This is a genomic window from Kordiimonas lipolytica, assembly GCF_042651265.1.
GTDB lineage: Bacteria > Pseudomonadota > Alphaproteobacteria > Sphingomonadales > Kordiimonadaceae > Kordiimonas > Kordiimonas lipolytica.
In genome coordinates this window covers 105,757-124,043 of sequence record NZ_JBHSCR010000003.1, presented here as the reverse complement: position 1 = coordinate 124,043, position 18,287 = coordinate 105,757, and the positions used below count along the sequence as shown (strand labels likewise).

Here is an 18,287-nt window from a genome sequence, read left to right as displayed (position 1 = left end):
ATGGGGGAGTTACCGTTGAAAAAATCATTCAGCTTTTTCAAGGCAAGCATGCGCCTGTGGCGGCGGCACCTTGTGGGTGTATTGATTGCTGTGCTGGGGCTGGCGGGCGCTTTCGCGGTCACAATCACCGCCGCGCTCTATATCTATGACGGCATGCGCTCTGACGCCTGGCTCCCGGGCGCGGAGCGGCTGTACCGGGTGAATGAACAGTGGCTGATGAACGGCAAGGAAGGCGTGTTCTCATTATCCGCCGCCTCAGGGTTGGGCGTTGCCCCCCTGGTGCAGGAAAACACGCCCGGCATTGAAGCCGCCACACGGCTTTACCCCCTGCAGGCAGAGATCACCACCGGGCGAGGCGACACATTCGAGGCAGACGCCATGATGGCGGAACCCAACATGGCGGACCTGTTGGCCTTCCCGGTTCTGGCTGGTGACCTGGCGCAAGCGCTCAGCGACCCATCGGGCCTTGTGCTGTCCGCCGGGCAGGCGGAAAAACTGTTCGGCGGTGACGCCATGGGCCAGACCGTGACGCTCACATTCAAGGAGCAGTCGTTTGACTATAAGGTGGGTGCGGTGCTGAAGCGCCTGCCGCCCAACAGCCAGTTCAAGCTTGACCTTCTGATCCCCTGGAACGAGGAACGCATGAAGCAGGGCGGCGGGCTTGGCACCGGGGCGGAGGCCTATACCTATGTCCGGGCCGCACCGGGCGCGGACGGCGCGGCGATTTCCGACCATATCGCCACCCATATCGCGACCATGCGCCCGCCCCACGGCAACATCACCTTCAAGATGAACGCCAGCCCGCTGATCGGGGCGCAATATTTTTCAAAAGCCTACAATGACATGAAGCCCGCCACATCCACGCGCATGAGCCGGATTGTGCTGATCATGTCGGCGGTGCTTCTGGTTACCGCCTGCTTCAACTTCGTGCATATGTTCACGTCGCTGAATTTGGGGCGTGGGCGCGAGGTGGCCATCCGGCGCATTGCGGGCGCCAGCCGCGCGCACCTGATGGGCGTATTCCTTGTGGAAGCAGGCGTGGTGGCGCTGGCCGCATACGGCCTTGGTATCCTGATCGCGGCTGACCTGGCCACGTCTGCCGACATGCTGCTGAACGGTGGGGTGACAATATTTGGGCCCGGCCGCGCACCGCTGTTGGCCTCAGGCAGCCTGGCCGCGCTTGTGGTCGCGCTGCTGACCGCCGCCGCCATGATCGCGCAGCTGAGCCGGATGAAACCGCAGACACTGTTGCACAACAGCCAGCGCGCCGTCACCGGCGGGCGCGGCTGGATCAAGAGCGTGCTTGTGGGGCTTCAGGCGCTGGCGCTTGTGGGCACGCTGATCGCCGCCGGGCAGATTTACCACCAGTTTGACCATTATCTGACACTGGACCGCGGCATGCGGGTGACCGGCGTGATGATCGTGCCCGCCCCGTTTGACGAGAGCCAGTCCGCCCGCTTCAAGAACGACTTCCGCAAGGAGCTTGCCTCACTTCCCGGCGTGAAAACGGTCAATGAAATTCACACCCCGCCGTTCGACGGCAACCTGATGATGTTCAACCTGAAGGCGGAAGGCATGGACGGGCCTGTGCAGTCTGTGATGAATGATGTGGGGCCAAGCTATTTCGAAAGCTTCGACATCACCCCCATCGCAGTGGTGGACGAGGATTTCACAGGCCTCAAGAATGTTGTCGCGCTGCCGGAAGCCAGCGTGAAGGCCTATGGGTTCGAAAGCCCGGAGGCCGCGCTGAACCAGACACTGACCAGTATTTACAAGGGCAGGAATGGCGACCCGGACCAGACAACAGACTACCGCATCATGGCGGTGATCCCCGACCTCAAGGACAGCGGATACCGCCACAAGATGCCGGTGGTTTACGGCATGACAGAGCTGTTCGGCAGCTGGTACACCCAGTTCGTGGTTCTGGCAGACCGGGACGACCCGGCGCTGAAGCAGGCAGTGAAGGACCTGTGGCTGAAGCACTTCCCGGATTTCGAGGAAGAAGCCACCATGCACTGGTTCTCTGACGCCATCGCGAACCGCTACCGCAAAACGGAAAACATGGCCAGCGCCGTGCTTGCCATGGCCGCTTTCTGCCTGCTGTTGTGCCTTGCGGGGCTTTACGGCATGGCCAGCCACTATACCGCCACCAAGGCGCGGGAGATTGCGCTTCGGCGCGTTCTGGGCGCCGGCAAGCGAGACGTAAGCCAGCTGTTCCTGAGGAAAATGCTGCTGCCTGTAGCCATCGGCGGGGTGCTGTCGCTTGTGCCCACATGGTGGCTGATGATGCGCTATCTTGAAAACCATGCGGAACAGGCCGTCCTGCCCATGGGTTATTATCCGCTGGTACTGGCGGGGATCATGCTGGTGTCTGCGCTGATGCTGATGGGCCATGTGCGACGGGTGCTGAAGCTTCGGCCCGCCAGCGTGCTCTATCACGAATGACGGTGCTGAAGCGGCGGCCTCACTCTGTGCCATTTCGACGCGCCATGCCGAATGCGGTTGGGCGGCACCGCACGTGGGCGTAGGGTGGCCCTGAGATGGATTACACACTGGTCAAGACCCTGCATATCCTGAGCGCCACGGTGCTGTTCGGCACCGGACTTGGCATCGCCTTCTTTATGGTGCGCAGCCACTTCACAGATGACATCCAGCAGAAGCTTTATGCCGCCCGAAACACCGTGCTGGCGGACATGGTTTTCACCCTGCCCGCGGTGATCCTGCAGCCCGTCACGGGCGCCTGGCTGGTTGTGAACGGCGGATATGATTGGAACGCGCCCTGGCTTATGGCCACCTACGGCCTTTATATCCTTGCGGGCGCTTGCTGGCTGCCGGTGGTTTGGATTCAGATCAGGCTGAAGCGCATGCTGCAACTGGCTGCCCAAACTGGCGCGCCCCCGCCCGAGCGCTATCACACCTTGTTCCGCCTTTGGTTCATCCTGGGCTGGCCAGCCTTCATCGGCCTTGTGCTGGTCTTCTATCTGATGGTAGCCAAAGCGCTATGACAGAGCTGAAACCCATATCGCCCCACGCACCGACATTTAAGGCCATCTTTGGCGCGGCGTGGCACGCGCTGCCACCGCCCTTCAAAAAGCATTATAGGAACCGACCCTATAGCCAGGAGCGCTTCCGGGTGAGCGGCAGCATGAGCGTGACCACCTCCCCCCTACTGCGCCTGTTCGCGCCACTGTCGCGATTGATGGGCGGCATCCCGCTGGTGAACGCAACAGACATCCCCGTAACCGTGGATTTCGAAAGCGAGGCCACAAGCCGCGCCTTCCATTTCAACCGGCTGTTTCACCTGCCGGGCGGGAAGCCCTGGCGCTTCCATTCGCGCATGGTGCCAACAGGGGGAAGCCGATTGGTGGAGGAAATGAAATTCCGCCTTGGCTGGCGCGTGCGTTTCGCGTTTGAGGGCGGCCGGGTGAAGCTGCACCATGACGGCTATGCCCTGTGTGCGTTCGGGCGCCATATCCCGCTGCCACTTGGCTGGCTTATCGGCAGCGTGGAGGCCGAGGAATGGATCACGGGCGACGACCGGTTCGATATGTGCGTGCATATCAACCACCCGCTTTTCGGACAGGTTTACGAGTATCGCGGCAGCTTCGACACCAGCGCCATTCCCCCACTTGAGGACGACACAGACCATGGCTAAGCGCGTGCTGATCATTGGCGGCTACGGCAATTTTGGCCGCTTCATCGCAAAAAGGCTGGGTGAAAACCCGGCGCTGCACTTGATCATTGCGGGCAGGCATGAAGCCAAGGCGCGCTTCATGGCGAAAGCGATTGAAGCAAAGGGCAGCGCTGAGGGCGTGCGGCTGGATATCACGGAAGATCTGGACACGGCGCTTGAGGCGCTGAAGCCGGACATTGTCATCCACACGTCCGGCCCCTTTCAGGGACAGGGATATGACGTGGCGCGCGCCTGCATCCGCGCCGGTTGCCACTATATTGATCTGGCCGACGGACGCGAGTTTGTAAGCGGTATCGATGCGCTGGACGCGGAGGCGAAGGCTGCGGGCGTAAGTTTGATCAGCGGAGCGAGTTCGGTACCCGCACTTTCATCCGCCGTTATGGACGTCTGCATGCCAGAATTTGAGCGCCTTGAGCATATCGATTACGGCATCACCACCGCCCAGGCCACCACGCGCGGGCTTGCCACCACCGCCGCTATATTGGGCTATACTGGCAAGGCGTTTGGCCGGCTTGAGGGCGGTAAGATGAAACCCGCCTACGGCTGGCAGGGCCTGCATGCCCACAGCTTCCCGGGTGTGGGGACGCGCTATCTTTCCAACTGCGACATCCCTGACCTCAGCCTGTTCCCCACGCGCTATCCGGGCCTGAAGACCCAGCGCTTTTACGCCGGGCTTGAGCTGCCGTTCCTGCATATCGGGCTTTGGGGGCTTTCGTGGCTGGTGCGCGCGCGACTGGTGCGCAGCCTGCGGCCGTGGGCCGGCACGCTTTTGAGGGCATCCTTCCTGTTTGACATGCTCGGGACTGACACCAGCGCCTTTTACCTGCGGGCGCGGGGCAAGGCCGAGGATGGGCAGGCAAAAGAACTGCGGTTTGACCTGACGGCTCGGTCGGGCGATGGCCCCTTCATCCCCTGCATGCCCGCCATCATTCTGGCGAACCGGCTCGCGAACCGCTTCACCGCAAGCACGGCCATGCCAACCGGCGCAACGGCCTGCATGGGGCTGATCACCCTTGATGAGTACCAAAGCGCGCTTTCCGATATGGATATCAACTGGAATTGGACGGGGATTTGAGCGCCCTACATCTAGGCGAAATCCTGCATATGAGTGCGGCCCTCAAGCCTGCCTGAGGGCTGAACACACGGCCGATTGCCTTCGCGGTCTGTTATTTCCGGGCCAATCCCGCGCCAATTTCGGGCCAATCCCGGGGACATATCGGGGACATATTACGTATTTGATTACCTGAGTCCCTTGATAGATTCAGCGGGACGTAAGGTGCTGCGGGTCGCGCGCGTTGTAACCACCCTACTTGGCGGAAATCAGGATCACCCTGAAAACGGCATCAGCTTGAAAATCAGCGTTGGCTTGAAAATCAGCACAAGTTCAAAAAACAGCGTTGGCTTGAAAATCAGCGTTGGTTTGACCGGAAAAAGAAAAAGCTGGCCCCAGGTTCAGGATCCTGGAGGCCAGCTACATTCGGTCACTATGGCTATCCCTACCCTGCAATAGCAAGCGGGGTCGGCGCAAGTGTTTTTTTGTTAAAATTCAAGCTTTTTCTTAAAACATTGACGTACAGAAGGCGGACAGAAAGCAATGCATTTCCGACAACCACTTATTCTGCCATTAAAATTTCAGACGGCGACACTTTTGACGACTAATATCAGGGTCTTTTCCTGATCGATTTTTTTTTGTACTGTGCTGTCAGTTGGGCTTGGGAGAGCATCATGAAACACTCTTGCACAAATGCGCGACCGGCGCATGGCTTTTTGGTACTGGTCGGGGTGATCACATTTTTCACGCTAATCGGTGGCGCTTTTGTCTGGAGCCTTGGTGCCGCTTAGCCGGGCATCGCAGCTATAGAGCTATGATGGCACGGCCACGTCAACAGGAACACCAAAGCCGACATCGACAAATTCGCTGTGCAATATCTTGACAGACACGTACCGCCCAGGCTGAAGGTTGGCTGGCATCAGGTCTGTTTTACTGGCTGATACCCCCACCATATACCGGCAATCACCGTCTTCAGATACCATCGGTAGCGACAGTGTGGTGATCTCATGTGCTTTGCCGTTCTGGAAGGTTGCTTCCCGCTTGAACCGATGTCCACAGGGATGATTGACAACCGCCGCAGCGGTGTCCCAAACGAATGACCGCGTCTCCGGGGGACATAAGTCCAGATAATTGGCACCCGTCATCGGCATGGGGGAAATCGCGTCCAATGCCGTGCCCGACAGTCGAACAAGGAGGTTCTCCGGCCCCTGTTGTTCGATCAGAAAGACATGCGGCAGGATATCCCGGATCAGCACAGGGTTGAGACTCGAGCGCTTCGGCACACCGCCCGCCTCTTCCTTGAGGCGAAGCCAGTAGGCCAGCATGACTTCAAACTGCCCGGCAGCGTTATGAGATGAAGGTATGTCCATGCCTTCACTGTTCGCATGGAGGGTTAAAAACTGGTGAAGAAACGAAGAATTCAGCGCCAAATGGCGTTTTTACCAGTCCACGTAGCCGCAATAATATTTTTCGTCAGACCGTTTGGCCCTGTAGCTAAGTCTCTGCGGCCTGCCTTCACCGCGCGGCCGAAGGATCTGATCGACCATAAAAATAAGCCGTTGCCCCACCTGCCCGGTAACCGAATCCAGCTTGACCACATATTCGGTAAGCGGCTTCTGCTTGCTTTTTGGCTCATAGATGCCGCTCCAGGACTGGCGCTCGGCATCATAGCGCATGGTCGCGCGCTCCACAGTCGTGGTGATATTGCAGCTCATCTCGTTCGCGAGCGCATCGAGGTAAGCCTTATAGTTGTCAAGCGTAGGATCCGCGCAGAATTTGATGGCTGGCTTCGCCTGCCTGCGGATCATCTGCTCTTCCGTGCTGCTGATCTTCTTCTGAAACTTCAGCACCCTGACATGGCGCTCGATATCCTTCACTTCCGGTGCGACACAAATGGGGTGGTCCTGCCATTCTTCCTGGGTGCGATCCTTATACATCCTGAGTAGCATGTCGTTGACACGCTTGTCGCTTTTCTGGACGGCTACCCGGCTGATAAAAAAGCTGCAGGACATGGTATATTGTTCGTCAACATAATCGCAGTCGGCCGACAAGGTCGCCGGATAGGCGCTGCGCTGCAGCTTCAGATCCTTCAGTTCAGGAACTGAAGACCCACCACCCTCAGCGGCGGGTTGCTGTGCAATTGCGGCCGCAAAAGAACTAAAAAGAAAGGCCGAGAAAATGAGAATCTTCAGCATATTTTCTACCGGTTTGAAATGAATCCAGTACCCGCAACCACATGAAGGCCACACTATACACAGCAAGGCGGGGTGACGCTACGGCCTATTTGGAGACCGAGCACTGGAGCATTCGTCAGCGCCGCCTCCCCTGCAATTCCACGAGCCCCGCGAGCCACAATAGCGCTGCCTCATAGCGACGTTTCAGCGTCCAGCGCGACCATGACACGTCAAGGCTGCGCCGCACCTTGGCCCAGGGGATGCGCGCACTGCGCTCCCCATCCTGATGCCAGGCCGCCCAAAAAAGAAGCCGCCTGTCTTCGATGTCCGGTAACAAGAGAAGCAGGTCCAGCGTCGGCTGCATCTGGTCAATCTCGATGGAGGTGATCCGCACGCGCCTGCGGGCCTGAAAACTGGTCAGACTTTCACGGGCATATGTGCCGGGTTCCGCTGCAGCCTCCGGCCACAAGGCGCCACGCATGCGCAGGAAGCCTGCTTCGCGGTCCGGCAGTCTGCGCAGCGTCCAGCAGGCAGAAACAAAGCGCAACTCAAGCCTTGGGGAGATATCCTCACGCTTGGGTGCCGCCACGACGCTGGCACTGGCACCAGCACAGGCACAGACCGCTTCTTCATAAACCTCAAGGGCTGCAGCCCGCAGTGACCGCTGCGCGATGGCCGGTTTCAAATGGTGCGGCCTTGTTTTCATGGTCATATATCCTCCTGTGGTGACGATGTCTTTTTTCCAGCCTGCGCAGGGGATGGAAGCACCCATCCCCACCGCGTGCCATATTCGGAAACGATTTCTTTTGGAATCAATGGGTTGGGCCTGAGGGTCGGATCGCACCCAAGCCCGCTGGGCAGAAACACCGGATGGTCCGGCCCGATGCGCCAGTGACGCGCAAGATAGTCACCGCGGAACCGGCTGGATGCGTCCCCCAGGAACAGACGCCAGTCTGCGGGCAATGAGGCATCGAAATGCCTTTTAGGCGGCGTTGGGGGAAAGGCTTCATTATGGGCGTCGCCAGCCTTTCGGGCCTTCAGCCGCTTGTCGCGCGCTTCCAGAATGGCCGCGCCATAGTAAGCCAGCGACGCCGGCGCACTGCCGGAACGGGCCATTTGCCTTTTATAGAGGCGCTCAATCGTTGGCAGGATATCCTGCCCAAGGTCAGCCCCCGCCGACAGCCATTTGACCAGTTCGCTCCCATCCAAAGCCAGACTATCAAGCCCGGCGGCGGCAGCGACTTCGGCCACTGGAATATCTGCAGGGATATCTGCCGCGATACCTGCACCCTGGGCCTCTTCTGCCTTTTGTTTTGGTGTTTGGATTCTGGTTTTGGTTGGTAGCTTGTTCGCTTTAGCGACAGGCTGGCGGTCGCTAGCGGCTTTCTCGGGCTTGGCACGGGCTGCCTTCGCGCGTCCCCCCTTTGCACCGTTCGCCCGGTTCCGGGCCACCCGGGTTTCCACCCCTTTATAAACCTCCGTCAGCTTCTTTTGACGCCAGAGGCCACCCTCAACCGTGAAGAAGTCTTTGAGCACGGGCCTGATCCGCCGCCAGCGCGGCAGCGTCACGCCAACGGTGCGCGCCAGAAACCGGTCATCATCCTTCAGGGCACAGCCGCGTGTCCGCCATGCGCACATCAGCAAAAGAAGGTAAGCGCCGTGTTCTTCTGCTGTCAGATGGCGCGTATCGGCCAGATAGGCATCTGTGAAAATGGGAAGGGCAGGAAATTCAGCCACTGAGCCCTCCCCAAAGGGACAGGAAAAATGGGCACACAAGGATGCCCAGGATGGCAGCTGCCTCCTGAACCACCATGAAGCAGGTGACTGGACCCTTCGGCTTTTCCTGCCCGCGCAGGTCGCCCACCGACACTTCACAGCGACCATTCCGTTGCGGAAGGCCTCTTTCCGTTTGCTGACAGCGTCTGACCGTTTGCTGACGGCGTCTGGCCGGACCCAGCCGGTGAGACGCGCCTCTTCTTATGTATATCGACTCATTCATGAGCCTATAATTACGATCTTCGTAATTTTTAGCAAGCCAGCATCGCAAAAAACACGTGACATTTTTTACAAAATTCGTAATATTGTTCTTGACATGCCAAAACAAGACTGGATACGAGCCGCCCTCAAAGACCGGGGGTATAAGCTGAAGGATGCTGCGGAGGCCCTTGGGGTGCCTGCGCCGCGGGTGACCGATATTCTCAAGGGCGCACGCGGGGTGCAGGCGCACGAGATCCTACCGCTCAGCCAGCTGCTGGGCATGAATGCACCATCGCTTCTGGAAAGCCTGAAAGCGGGCGAACCTACCGTGGTTGACGACGGCAATGATGGCCGGTTGCCGCTTCTTGGCAGCCTGACAGGAACAGGCACCGTCGCCCCCCTGCCCGATGACATGACTTTCTCGAGCGTTCCCCTGCCGCCTGACGCAGGCACACCGGAAGGCCTCTATTGTTATGTGATGGGCGACACTTCAATGGCGCGTGAAATCCCCGCAGGGAGCCTGGTGATTGCCGCCGATCCCAAACGGCACTATGCGCCGGTGGCGCCGGGTGCGCTGCTGTTGCTGGACCTGGGCGCAGGGCGCAGGGCGCTCAGGCAGTATACCAAGACCGAGAGCGGCGAAGACTGGCTGGTGCCACTACCGGACACGCCCAATCCCGATTTCGCCAGTTGGCGCTTCAGCCTGCTGTCAGACCTGATGCCAGGCGGCGATATGGTAGGCGCCGGCCAGGAGATCGTGCGCATCACAGATGTGCTGGCCGCTGTCATGTGGGTTCACCAGCGCCGCTCGCCACCGAAGGCCTCCTGACCACCCTTCTCCTTTGGATGTCAGCTTTCCCGTGCGCCCAGCTCCGCCCCGGACAGGACGCATTCTGATCATCTGCGCCAGAATTTCGTATTTTGTAATTTTAGCATTGACATATAATTACGATATTCGTAACTTAATTGCACCAACACCGATAAATGCGGTGGACGAGTGAACCGATATCCATACCAGGGCCACCGTGGGCCAAATGGGCATCGTCACAAATCCCCGGACCTGGCGCGCACCTCCTCCCCCCCAAATGCGCCACCCGCGGTTGCCATTCGGCCCCAGGGCCTGTGCATCGCCTACTGTGCTTATCGGCAGTTGCCCCCGAACGGGCCGCGCGCTCAAGCCGGCTATGGGGTTTTACTGCAAGGCATCTCCCCCGCCTGTCCGCGCTGCCCCCGGGCGTGGTGGGCGGAGATGCCGATGCGACCCGCCTCCTGCCCCTCCGGCAAATAAAATCAGCTCCCGCATTCCCAAAAATCCGTGCCCGCTCGTTATAGCATCAGACACTTGCCGGTCAGGCAGCGGCTTCCCCCTTAGCCGCACCCGAAGGCGCTACGATTCAATTTGCTGCATATATCCTCCCACCCCTTGGACGCAGCAAAAGGACCAGCCCTTCGATATTGCCTCGGGTACTGACCGATGGCCGGAGCGCAGAACACCCATCCAAGCCCTGCGTTCCGGCCACCTCCTCTTCATTGACTGTAAAATATCAACTTTGGCGCGTGTCACTAATCAGTGATCCCTGCACGAAATTCGATACAAACGGGCTGTCGCGAGCTATAAGATAAAGATGTGCCAGCCCGGTTACCCCCATCAACTTGGCTGACACACAGGAAGGCTGTGAGGCCCTAGCGGCCCAGCAGCCTTCCGTTTCCTTCCGGAAACAATACCAGCCCTAAATAAATCATGGCGCCAAATTGGCGCCATGATCAGGGGTAATACCCCCAATAATAGAGGGCTTCAAAAGTAGAATACTTTAAGCGGCCATGGGCATGCCCATGGCCAGTTTTTGTTTTGGCGTGATGCCACCGAGCGCCATATTGGGCCGCTCATTGTTATAAGTCCAGAGCCAGTCTGTGGCAGCAGCCTGCACCTCCGCAATTGTCTCGAAGATATATTGGTTCAACCAGTCATGGCGAACTGTCCGGTTGAAGCGCTCAACGTAGGCATTTTGTTGAGGCTTGCCTGGCTGGATGAACTGTAAGGCGATCCCGCGTTTTGATGCCCACTCTGCCAACTGGTGACCGACATACTCAGGACCGTTGTCACAGCGAATGGCCAGGGGTGCTCCGCGCCATTCAATGATGTGGTCCAGGGCCCTGATGACACGCGCCGCAGGCAAGGAGAAGTCGATCTCAATGCCCAAGGCTTCCCGATTATAGTCGTCAATCACATTGAAGGCCCTGAAGCTGCGACCATCCAACAACTGGTCATGCATGAAATCCATACTCCAGACATCATTGATCGCCTCAGGCACAGAAAGTGGCTCAGGCTTTTCCCGATACAGGCGCTTCCTCGGCTTGATCCGCAGGTTCAGCTCCAGTTCCCGGTAGATCCGGTACACACGCTTGTGGTTCCAGCCATAGCCTTTCACATTGCGTAGATACAGAAAGCACAGCTTGAAACCCCAGTTGCGCTGACGACCGGTGATGCCGACAAGCCAGTCAGCGATCTCGGCATTCTCATCCGAGAGCTTCGGTTTATACCGGTAGCATGTCTCGCTGATCGAAAAGGCGCTACACGCCGCCCTGATGCTCAGCCGACCCTTGCAGACAGCAACTCTGGCCATCTCGCGACGTCGGGACGGCTTCACCACTTTTTTGCCATGGCTTCCTTGATGACATCGTTCTGAAGCTGCACATCGGCATACATCTTCTTGAGCCGGGCATTCTCCGCCTCCAGTTCTTTCATCCGGCTCATCAGCGAGGCATCCATGCCACCGTATTTTGCGCGCCACCGATAAAAGCAGGCGCTGCTCATTCCATGCTCGCGGCAAAGTTCAGGCACCGGCGTACCAGCCGCCGCCTGCTTCAAGATATTGATGATCTGGCTGTCCGAATAACGTGATGTCTTCATGTAAAATCTCCTGCGTTCTGGTTACGAGAAAATTCTACTTTTGAGTACCGCTATTTATTGGGGGTATTACCCAGGGAGGAAACAGATTTTCAAATCTTTTAGCTTAGGCAGGAACCACACGCTGCGATCGCTCGATGTCGTCACTCGGGCCGCGTTTGTTTTTCTTGAACGAACCCTTTACTCGGAACACCACTCAAATCTGAAAGCTGTCATTTCTCGGGTGCTTGTACATTCTGGATACTGCAGCTTCGCGCACGGGTCATCCGCCGTGCGACAGAATGCACCCACCTTGCGATAAATAGAAAACGCCCCGCAGCCAGTCATGGGCCACGGGGCGCTTCAATCAGCCAGGCTATATGGGCTTAGCCGTCGTCTTCGTCGTCATGATCATCGTCATCGTCGTCATCGCCCTTGCCCATGGATTCCTTAAGCGCCTTCCATTCAGCCTTGTGACGCTCTTTCATCTCTTTCTTTTCGGCTTTCTGGGCGGCTTTCATTTCCTTCTTTTCGTCCTTGGACATATCTTTCATGCCCTTCATGGATTCCTTGTGCCGCATCTTCATGGCCTGCCATTCTTCATGATGGCGCTTTTTCATCTCAGCGGCTTCAGGACCCATGTCCTCGTCGTCCATCATTTTCTCGTGTTTGTGCTTCTTCTTGTCCTTCATTTTTTCGTGCTTCTTTTCGTGCTTCTTTTCATCGCCATGATGATCGAAGGCAAAAGAGGCAGGGGCAGCCACCGAAAGGGCCGTCAGTCCCATGACACAAGCTGTCAGAATATTCTTGATTGTCGCCATTTCACATTCTCCGTATGTGCAGAAAGAATTCAGCTATGGCGGAAGGTGCCTGAAAAGATTTCAGTAAAGATATCAGCAAGGATATCAGCTATGGCACTCGATACTATGGTTGTCCCTTCCCGCTAGCAGCTTCACACTATTACCATAAGAAGGCGAAATCTTGGCAGCACTTTCGCGGGACCGGCCATTCACGGTTTCGGCATGAACCTGACATCCACGCCTGCCCCGGCAAAGACATCCGCCATGACGCCGGAGCCCACGAGCCTTGCAGTGACGCCGTCGAATGCCCCAACAAAGGCACGGTTTTCAGGCGTGTCGTGGCAAACCACGGAAACACCGACGCGGATCAGCGCAAGGTCCGGGTTATAGGGCGGCAGCGGGCGCCCCAGGGACTTGAAAACAAAGATATTGTCCGGCAGTGACCCGGACATATGGTCCACACGGCCCGCAATCAACATGCGGGCTTTCGCAGTCTCCGTGGTGGTTGGCAAAAAGCTGGCGCCATAGCCTTCCAGCACCGTGGGCAGGGCAGAGCCGTTTGGATAGGCAATCTTGCGCCCTTCAAGCGCCTCAAGCGAGGCAAGCGGCGCTTCGCCGTAGCGGCTGAAAATGTGACTTTCCACCCATATAAGCGGGACAGTCTGGATGAAGCCGTCCGGGCCCTCAATCTCTTTGCCGGTTACCAAATGACCAATATCACTGGGATAAAGACAACTGCCTGCGATATCCTGAAAACTGACTTTGGCGCGCTTATAGGGCAGTGGCTGGTAGGCCTTGGGGCTGTCCATCGCATCAAGGACGGTGCCCAGCACTTCGTTATAAAAACCAGAACCGTCGAGCGCGAGCGTCATGCCCCAACTGGTGCCGTATATATCGCCCTGGCCGTCTGGGTGTGCGGGTTGCCTCAACCCGCCCTCTGCCCAGGCGCCAAACGTCTGGCAGATCGCCAGACATAGGATTCCAAAACTGTATGCGGCGGTGCGCACCATTGGCAACAAGCCCTTTCGCACAGACCCCCAGGCACGGCGAGCTGATAACTATATCAGCGAATATTGCTGAAGGGTACCCGTCTCCCCGGATGGGCGAAACGAGGCTTCACCCCGGCGGCCGGCGCAATATCATTCAGGTCTGCAGCTCCTGCATAAGGCGCCTGCATCACGCCCGCACTGGCCAGAAGGTCCTGAAACGCGGCGTCAGCCTGCAGCAAATCGATCCGCTCGTTCAATTGCGCAATGAACGCACGGTTGGCGGGCGTGTCGTGGCATACAATCGCGACACCTGCTTCAATCAGGGAAAAGTCCCGGTCGTAGGACGCCATGCGGGTATCCAGCGACTTGAAGACCAGATATTCATTCGGCAGCATGCCGGACATCATATCCACCCGCCCGGTGATCAGCATCTGGGCCTTGGCCGTTTCGTCATGCACGGAAATCAACTGTGCACCCGTATCCTTTAAAAGCTTGGTCATGATTGAGCCCGTGGGGACCGCCACTGTCTTGCCCTTGAGGTCCGCAAGGGATGCGGGCGGCGCCATGCCTGCGGGCGCGAACAGGTGTTCCGCCGCTGTGAAGAGCGCATTGGATTCGATCAGCTTCTGGCCACCATCATGTCCGCCGGTGGTCAGGACAGACCGCGCAGACGGATACAGGCAAGCTGTCTGGCCCACTAGGAACTGCGACCGCGCGCGCCGGTACGGCATCAGCTTATAGTCGACCGCTCCATCGCCTGCAGGCACCAGATCCCGGAAAACATCATTATAGAAACCTGTGCCGTCCTGCGCCAACGTCTGCCCCCAGACAGTGCCTAACACAACAGCCGGTTCCGGTGTTTCCAAATTGTCAGATGGACTGTCATTTGCCTGAACGCTGGTTGCTGCCAGCAACAGAATTGCTATCGAGACAATGCCCGACGCCACTACAAAAAATTTACGCAACACTCTTTCACCCAAAGCCTGATTACTAATCCAGGTCTCAGCTCCATGGCACCTGTCGCGGCTGTCCGTTCCCCCCGGCATGCCACACCATGTCGCCCTTTCCCGCAAAAAGGCTATTCAAAGGGAGACAGCAAAAGCAACGGCAAAAGAGCTAATTTTCATAAAATTGAGCCTTTTTACTGTGCGACATGATCGCAACTTCCTGCCGGGCTTTCATTATGCACCCATAAGAAGAGCCGCCGTATGGTTAACGCCGGTTTTTCCACCCCTCAATCCTGAACATTAAAGGAATCAGGCTTTTGACAGATTCGGAATAACTAGCGGGCTAGGATCCTATGGGTCAGAGCCTGCCCACGCGGGCGCGTTCCACAGCCGAATAGATGAAGAACTGATTGACGGTCTCACCGTCCTTCGACAGCGGAAAATAAAGCACGCTGACGTCCACATATTCCCGACCGTCCGAAAGCGCCTTCGACAGTCCAAGCGCCGGCATCCGCGTTTCTATGCAATGATTGCTGATGCGGCATACCCGCCTCAGCACCTGGTCACCGTGATAGTCGCTAATCAGTTGCCCGGTCGCCTCGCCATAAAGCGAACTGATCTCCGTCCCCATCAGGCGATAGCGCGCGTCCACCACATGGCCTTCCTCGTCAAAGACAGGCTCCAGGATTGTAATACGCGGCAGATACTTGCTAAGCCTGGAGGGTGAAACATCTGCCCGGCTGTTAAATGGGCGGTCGCCCCGGCTTTTGGCCATCAGCTCGACAAGGGCTGCCATGTCCTCGCGTATTGCCATGCCTTCCTCAACCGTCACCACATAGAAATGGTCGGCCCGTGGCCCCCTATTCCTGATCCGGATCAGCTCATTTTCAAACGAGGACATGCGCTCTACTCCCCCGCCTTCAGGCGCGGCATCAGAGAGCCCGAGGATTGAGCGGGGCATTCCCGCAACACCCAAAGACAGGACGTACTGACAGAGGCTGCGCGCACCACGGAGCGCATGCCGCCAACTGGCACACCATGTCGGTTCAGCGTTTTCAGGCTCATGCCCTATTATGGGCGCAGGCTGGTAAATAAATGCTGAAACGAAATTCCCGCGAAACCCCTGTAAATACCACTTATAAATGCATTTACAGGGGTAAAAGCCTTAATCCTGCAGGCTGGCGTAAAAATGCCTGAGCAGGGAGCGGTGAACTTCGTCCGCCGGTTTGCACGGCGGATGATACAGAAGCATCTCGCGCGTCAGCCAGAAACTTTCGCGGAAGGCCTGCGCCACCTCAACGCCGGAATGGTCCTTCAGCACGGCGTGCTTTTCCGCCAACAAATGGCCAATTTTCTCAGCGGCGGCATCAAAGCTTGGCCCCAAGCCGGTAAAATCCCCCGGCTCTGCCATCTTTTGCGCCATATCAAGCGCCCGGATCACCCCGCTTCGCTCTGAACAAAGCCGCATGAAAAGGCTGATCATCATGCCTGGCGCGTCGTCAATCAGTGCCGGGCAGGTATCCAGCTCATCCACCAGCGCCGATACGGTCTGCTCGCACTCCTGGCCCAGTCGGCTATCAAGGCACCGCAGCAGTGCGGTTTTATCGACAAACCGGTTATAGAAAGACCCGACAGACGCATCTGCCTGCCGCACGATTTCCTGCACCGACACCTCGTGCCAGTTACGGCCGGACAAAAGCCCCTCTGCCGCATCGAGGAAACGGAAAAATGTTCGTTCACTTCGATTTTGTGCCGGACGGGACACCCACCGTCCATATGACCATGCACTGCCCGACATGGCCCTCCGGGATGATGCCCCGGCTTCGGCCGCAATTGCTGCCATGGATTTCTCCTATATAATAGCCTCTCGGCGAGCCGCCACACTCGGCTGCCCGCAACCCCCAACCTTCAGACAAGCAGAAAGCCGGAGCCACCCAACGTCAGCTCCCCTGACACCAGGACTGTGACCACACGGCCCTGCGCCCCGGCTTTCCTGCCATCACACTCAAAACCCATTACCCGGAACAAACTCCGAACCGTCTTCATGACGAGACGCACAGCGCCAGCATAGCGACCGACGCCAGGCAAAAGCCCAGGCTGATGCCGCCGCCCTTTCACAAAGAGATTTATATTAGAATCAGAATTCTAATTCTATTACAAGAAAAAAATAAAATGCCGCAATCGCTTACAACCGCGTAGCAAATCAGCAAACCTTCGCAGCGGCTGGCGTCCGCCACAAATCGCAGCCCCTTCGCCTGCCAGCGATCGCCAGGTTGAACAGGGCAAGATCACGAACCGCAGCCTTCATCTGCAGGCCAATGCGCATCGCCCATATCTCCTTTAGTTTGAGAGGTGGCTTCTGCCCAATCAGCTTGCCTTTATTCCAAGGCTGGTGGGAGTTTTCATGGCGAAAGATGAGTTTCATGATCTGTCTCCTTTTTGATCAGGAGACAGTCATTCTACTCCCATCAGCTGAGTGCACTTTCTGACCCTTTGCGGACCATTTATGCTTCCCGCTGACGACTTGCTGTTACACCCTGGGCGCAGTCAGCATTTTGCCATACTTGAAAATGAACATCAGGAAGCCCAGGGCCCACAGAAGCCCTGCCGCTGACAATAGCATGCTGTAGGCATCTGGTATCAACGATGCTGCTACCCTGAGTACAGCGGCGAGAAAGACGGCCAGATACATTCCGGCACCAAACACGCCTGCCGCAAGGTCGCGACCGGTGTGCCCGAGCGTGGCGCGAGACATGACGGCAAGCGGCATCAACCCCATCAGGCCAGCCGTCAGGGCGTGCATGCCTGCGCTTGGCGTTATGCCAGCATTCGGCAGCAGCGTGTCGAGCCCAAGAAGCGCGAAGCCCACCGGCATCCAAAGATAGGCCGCGTGCAAAACAAGCACGATAGCACTCGAAACCGTTGCCCAACCCTTCCAGCGCGCGAGACGCACCAGATGCCCGACGGCAACCATAACAAGGAACATTCCAGCCACCATGCTTTGCGGCCCCACAACCCACAGGACAAGCGTTGCAGCCGTTGCAAGCAACAGGATTTTGTCAAACTGGTTGAAGGGCACAGGCCGGGCCGCCTTACCGGACTTAATCAACCAATTGGTAGTGAAGCTCGGGACAATGCGCCCACCGATAAGCGCATTCAGCATGACAATGAGCGCAAGCGCAGCACGCACGGCATAATCGCCGGAGAACAGCCCCAATGTTTCAATATGAAAGGCGATATTGCTCACTGCCAGCAGGCTGATGATCAGGCAAACCGGAGCATTGCGCCAATTCCTGCCCGCGATCACCTCGCGGCTTACAAGCCCCGCCACCGCCAGCAGGAAAATACTGTCAACCGTGGCGGCCGTCCCCGGCATCACGGGCGCCACCATGGCGATGCGCCCCAACAGCCATGCAAGCGCGAGCATTAGAAGTGGCATGCCGGATATTGGCAACCGGCCGGTCCAATTGGGGATCGCGGTCAGAAGAAAGCCGGTGATCACAGCAGCCAGAAAGCCAAACAGCATTTCATGGATATGCCAGCGAAGAGGGCCTATCCCACTCGCAATGTCACCACCGTGAGCGAAAAGAAACAGCCAGATCGGCACCAGAATGGCTGCCGAAAGGGCTGCCAAAAGAAAGAAAGGCCGAAATCCGAAACTGAGAAATGCCGGACCTTGGTACCGTTTCGCAGACATGATCTATCTCCTGCACCTGAATTTGAACATTCTAGCCAGACAACAACGAAAATGCCGGGCGCTTCTTGTCA

17 protein-coding genes and 1 pseudogene are annotated in these 18,287 nt (G+C 57.7%); 6 read left to right on the top strand and 12 right to left on the bottom strand.

Annotated elements, in window-relative coordinates; genetic code table 11:
- The first annotated feature begins 15 nt into the window (after positions 1 to 15).
- From ACFO5Q_RS04895 to ACFO5Q_RS04875, 5 genes are all read left to right on the top strand, one after another.
- On the top strand, positions 16 to 2,445 hold the full coding sequence (locus ACFO5Q_RS04895; RefSeq protein ID WP_068149866.1) for an FtsX-like permease family protein: 2,430 nt from the start codon (positions 16 to 18) through the stop codon (positions 2,443 to 2,445).
- 95 nt (positions 2,446 to 2,540) lie between these two features.
- Complete coding sequence (locus ACFO5Q_RS04890; RefSeq protein WP_068149869.1) at positions 2,541 to 3,005, top strand: DUF2269 family protein; 465 nt, start codon at positions 2,541 to 2,543, stop codon at positions 3,003 to 3,005.
- Positions 3,002 to 3,655, top strand: coding sequence for a DUF4166 domain-containing protein (locus ACFO5Q_RS04885; protein ID WP_068149872.1), 654 nt, complete (start codon positions 3,002 to 3,004; stop codon positions 3,653 to 3,655). The genes ACFO5Q_RS04890 and ACFO5Q_RS04885 overlap by 4 nt, the downstream gene beginning before the upstream one ends.
- The gene (locus ACFO5Q_RS04880; RefSeq protein ID WP_068149875.1) at positions 3,648 to 4,769 is read left to right on the top strand and encodes a saccharopine dehydrogenase family protein; all 1,122 of its coding nucleotides are present in this window, start codon (positions 3,648 to 3,650) and stop codon (positions 4,767 to 4,769) included. Before ACFO5Q_RS04885 ends, ACFO5Q_RS04880 begins: the two co-directional genes overlap by 8 nt.
- Positions 4,770 to 4,970: 201 nt before the next feature.
- The gene (locus tag ACFO5Q_RS04875) at positions 4,971 to 5,204 is read left to right on the top strand and encodes a hypothetical protein (RefSeq protein ID WP_068149877.1); all 234 of its coding nucleotides are present in this window, start codon (positions 4,971 to 4,973) and stop codon (positions 5,202 to 5,204) included.
- Positions 5,205 to 5,557: 353 nt separating this feature from the next.
- On the opposite strand, the gene ACFO5Q_RS04870 is transcribed toward ACFO5Q_RS04875, so the two are convergent.
- The 4 genes from ACFO5Q_RS04870 to ACFO5Q_RS04855 form a co-directional block, all read right to left on the bottom strand.
- Entirely contained in the window at positions 5,558 to 6,115 is a 558-nt protein-coding gene (locus ACFO5Q_RS04870; protein ID WP_068149879.1) for a PAS domain-containing protein, read from the bottom strand.
- Between the two features lie 69 nt (positions 6,116 to 6,184).
- The gene (locus ACFO5Q_RS04865) at positions 6,185 to 6,940 is read right to left on the bottom strand and encodes a hypothetical protein (protein ID WP_068149883.1); all 756 of its coding nucleotides are present in this window, start codon (positions 6,938 to 6,940) and stop codon (positions 6,185 to 6,187) included.
- Between the two features lie 115 nt (positions 6,941 to 7,055).
- Positions 7,056 to 7,631, bottom strand: a complete 576-nt coding sequence (locus ACFO5Q_RS04860) for a hypothetical protein (RefSeq protein ID WP_068149887.1) — start codon at positions 7,629 to 7,631, stop codon at positions 7,056 to 7,058.
- Positions 7,628 to 8,656, bottom strand: coding sequence for a YdaU family protein (locus tag ACFO5Q_RS04855; RefSeq protein ID WP_068149890.1), 1,029 nt, complete (start codon positions 8,654 to 8,656; stop codon positions 7,628 to 7,630). Before ACFO5Q_RS04855 ends, ACFO5Q_RS04860 begins: the two co-directional genes overlap by 4 nt.
- Before the next feature lie 355 nt (positions 8,657 to 9,011).
- Between ACFO5Q_RS04855 and ACFO5Q_RS04850 the strand changes: the two genes are divergently transcribed.
- Positions 9,012 to 9,725: a helix-turn-helix domain-containing protein gene (locus ACFO5Q_RS04850; protein ID WP_156432000.1), complete on the top strand. Its 714-nt coding sequence runs from the start codon at positions 9,012 to 9,014 to the stop codon at positions 9,723 to 9,725.
- 982 nt (positions 9,726 to 10,707) lie between these two features.
- On the opposite strand, the gene ACFO5Q_RS04845 is transcribed toward ACFO5Q_RS04850, so the two are convergent.
- From ACFO5Q_RS04845 to ACFO5Q_RS04810, 8 genes and pseudogenes are all read right to left on the bottom strand, one after another.
- A protein-coding gene (locus tag ACFO5Q_RS04845) for an IS3 family transposase (RefSeq protein WP_380084288.1) occupies positions 10,708 to 11,807 on the bottom strand; the annotation gives its coding sequence in 2 pieces (ribosomal slippage) (positions 10,708 to 11,558 and positions 11,558 to 11,807; 1,101 coding nt in all).
- 362 nt (positions 11,808 to 12,169) lie between these two features.
- On the bottom strand, positions 12,170 to 12,604 hold the full coding sequence (locus ACFO5Q_RS04840; protein ID WP_068151415.1) for a hypothetical protein: 435 nt from the start codon (positions 12,602 to 12,604) through the stop codon (positions 12,170 to 12,172).
- Between the two features lie 188 nt (positions 12,605 to 12,792).
- Positions 12,793 to 13,593, bottom strand: coding sequence for a type 2 periplasmic-binding domain-containing protein (locus tag ACFO5Q_RS04835; RefSeq protein WP_068151413.1), 801 nt, complete (start codon positions 13,591 to 13,593; stop codon positions 12,793 to 12,795).
- A gap of 53 nt (positions 13,594 to 13,646) precedes the next feature.
- Positions 13,647 to 14,540 carry a substrate-binding periplasmic protein gene (locus tag ACFO5Q_RS04830; protein ID WP_197421252.1) on the bottom strand — a complete coding sequence of 298 codons (894 nt, stop codon included), beginning with the start codon at positions 14,538 to 14,540 and terminating at the stop codon, positions 13,647 to 13,649.
- A 337-nt stretch (positions 14,541 to 14,877) separates the two neighbouring features.
- Entirely contained in the window at positions 14,878 to 15,480 is a 603-nt protein-coding gene (locus ACFO5Q_RS04825; RefSeq protein WP_082720036.1) for a PAS domain-containing protein, read from the bottom strand.
- A 204-nt stretch (positions 15,481 to 15,684) separates the two neighbouring features.
- On the bottom strand, positions 15,685 to 16,362 hold the full coding sequence (locus ACFO5Q_RS04820; RefSeq protein WP_068151404.1) for a TetR/AcrR family transcriptional regulator: 678 nt from the start codon (positions 16,360 to 16,362) through the stop codon (positions 15,685 to 15,687).
- Between the two features lie 393 nt (positions 16,363 to 16,755).
- Positions 16,756 to 16,944 (bottom strand): annotated as a pseudogene (locus ACFO5Q_RS04815) (integrase); the annotation flags it as partial.
- Positions 16,945 to 17,049: 105 nt separating this feature from the next.
- A complete protein-coding gene (locus ACFO5Q_RS04810; protein WP_068151398.1) occupies positions 17,050 to 18,216 on the bottom strand; it encodes an NnrS family protein in 1,167 nt (388 codons plus the stop codon).
- Between the last annotated feature and the right edge of the window lie 71 nt (positions 18,217 to 18,287).

Coding starts and splice junctions, on each gene's coding strand:
- ACFO5Q_RS04870 (WP_068149879.1), bottom strand. CDS start 6,115: ATGGACATACCTTCATCTCATAACGCTGCCGGGCAGTTTGAAGTCATG.
- ACFO5Q_RS04850 (WP_156432000.1), top strand. CDS start 9,012: ATGCCAAAACAAGACTGGATACGAGCCGCCCTCAAAGACCGGGGGTAT.
- ACFO5Q_RS04810 (WP_068151398.1), bottom strand. CDS start 18,216: ATGTCTGCGAAACGGTACCAAGGTCCGGCATTTCTCAGTTTCGGATTT.
- ACFO5Q_RS04825 (WP_082720036.1), bottom strand. CDS start 15,480: ATGCCCCGCTCAATCCTCGGGCTCTCTGATGCCGCGCCTGAAGGCGGG.
- ACFO5Q_RS04835 (WP_068151413.1), bottom strand. CDS start 13,593: ATGGTGCGCACCGCCGCATACAGTTTTGGAATCCTATGTCTGGCGATC.
- ACFO5Q_RS04890 (WP_068149869.1), top strand. CDS start 2,541: ATGGATTACACACTGGTCAAGACCCTGCATATCCTGAGCGCCACGGTG.
- ACFO5Q_RS04885 (WP_068149872.1), top strand. CDS start 3,002: ATGACAGAGCTGAAACCCATATCGCCCCACGCACCGACATTTAAGGCC.
- ACFO5Q_RS04880 (WP_068149875.1), top strand. CDS start 3,648: ATGGCTAAGCGCGTGCTGATCATTGGCGGCTACGGCAATTTTGGCCGC.
- ACFO5Q_RS04840 (WP_068151415.1), bottom strand. CDS start 12,604: ATGGCGACAATCAAGAATATTCTGACAGCTTGTGTCATGGGACTGACG.
- ACFO5Q_RS04865 (WP_068149883.1), bottom strand. CDS start 6,940: ATGCTGAAGATTCTCATTTTCTCGGCCTTTCTTTTTAGTTCTTTTGCG.
- ACFO5Q_RS04820 (WP_068151404.1), bottom strand. CDS start 16,362: ATGGCAGCAATTGCGGCCGAAGCCGGGGCATCATCCCGGAGGGCCATG.
- ACFO5Q_RS04860 (WP_068149887.1), bottom strand. CDS start 7,631: ATGACCATGAAAACAAGGCCGCACCATTTGAAACCGGCCATCGCGCAG.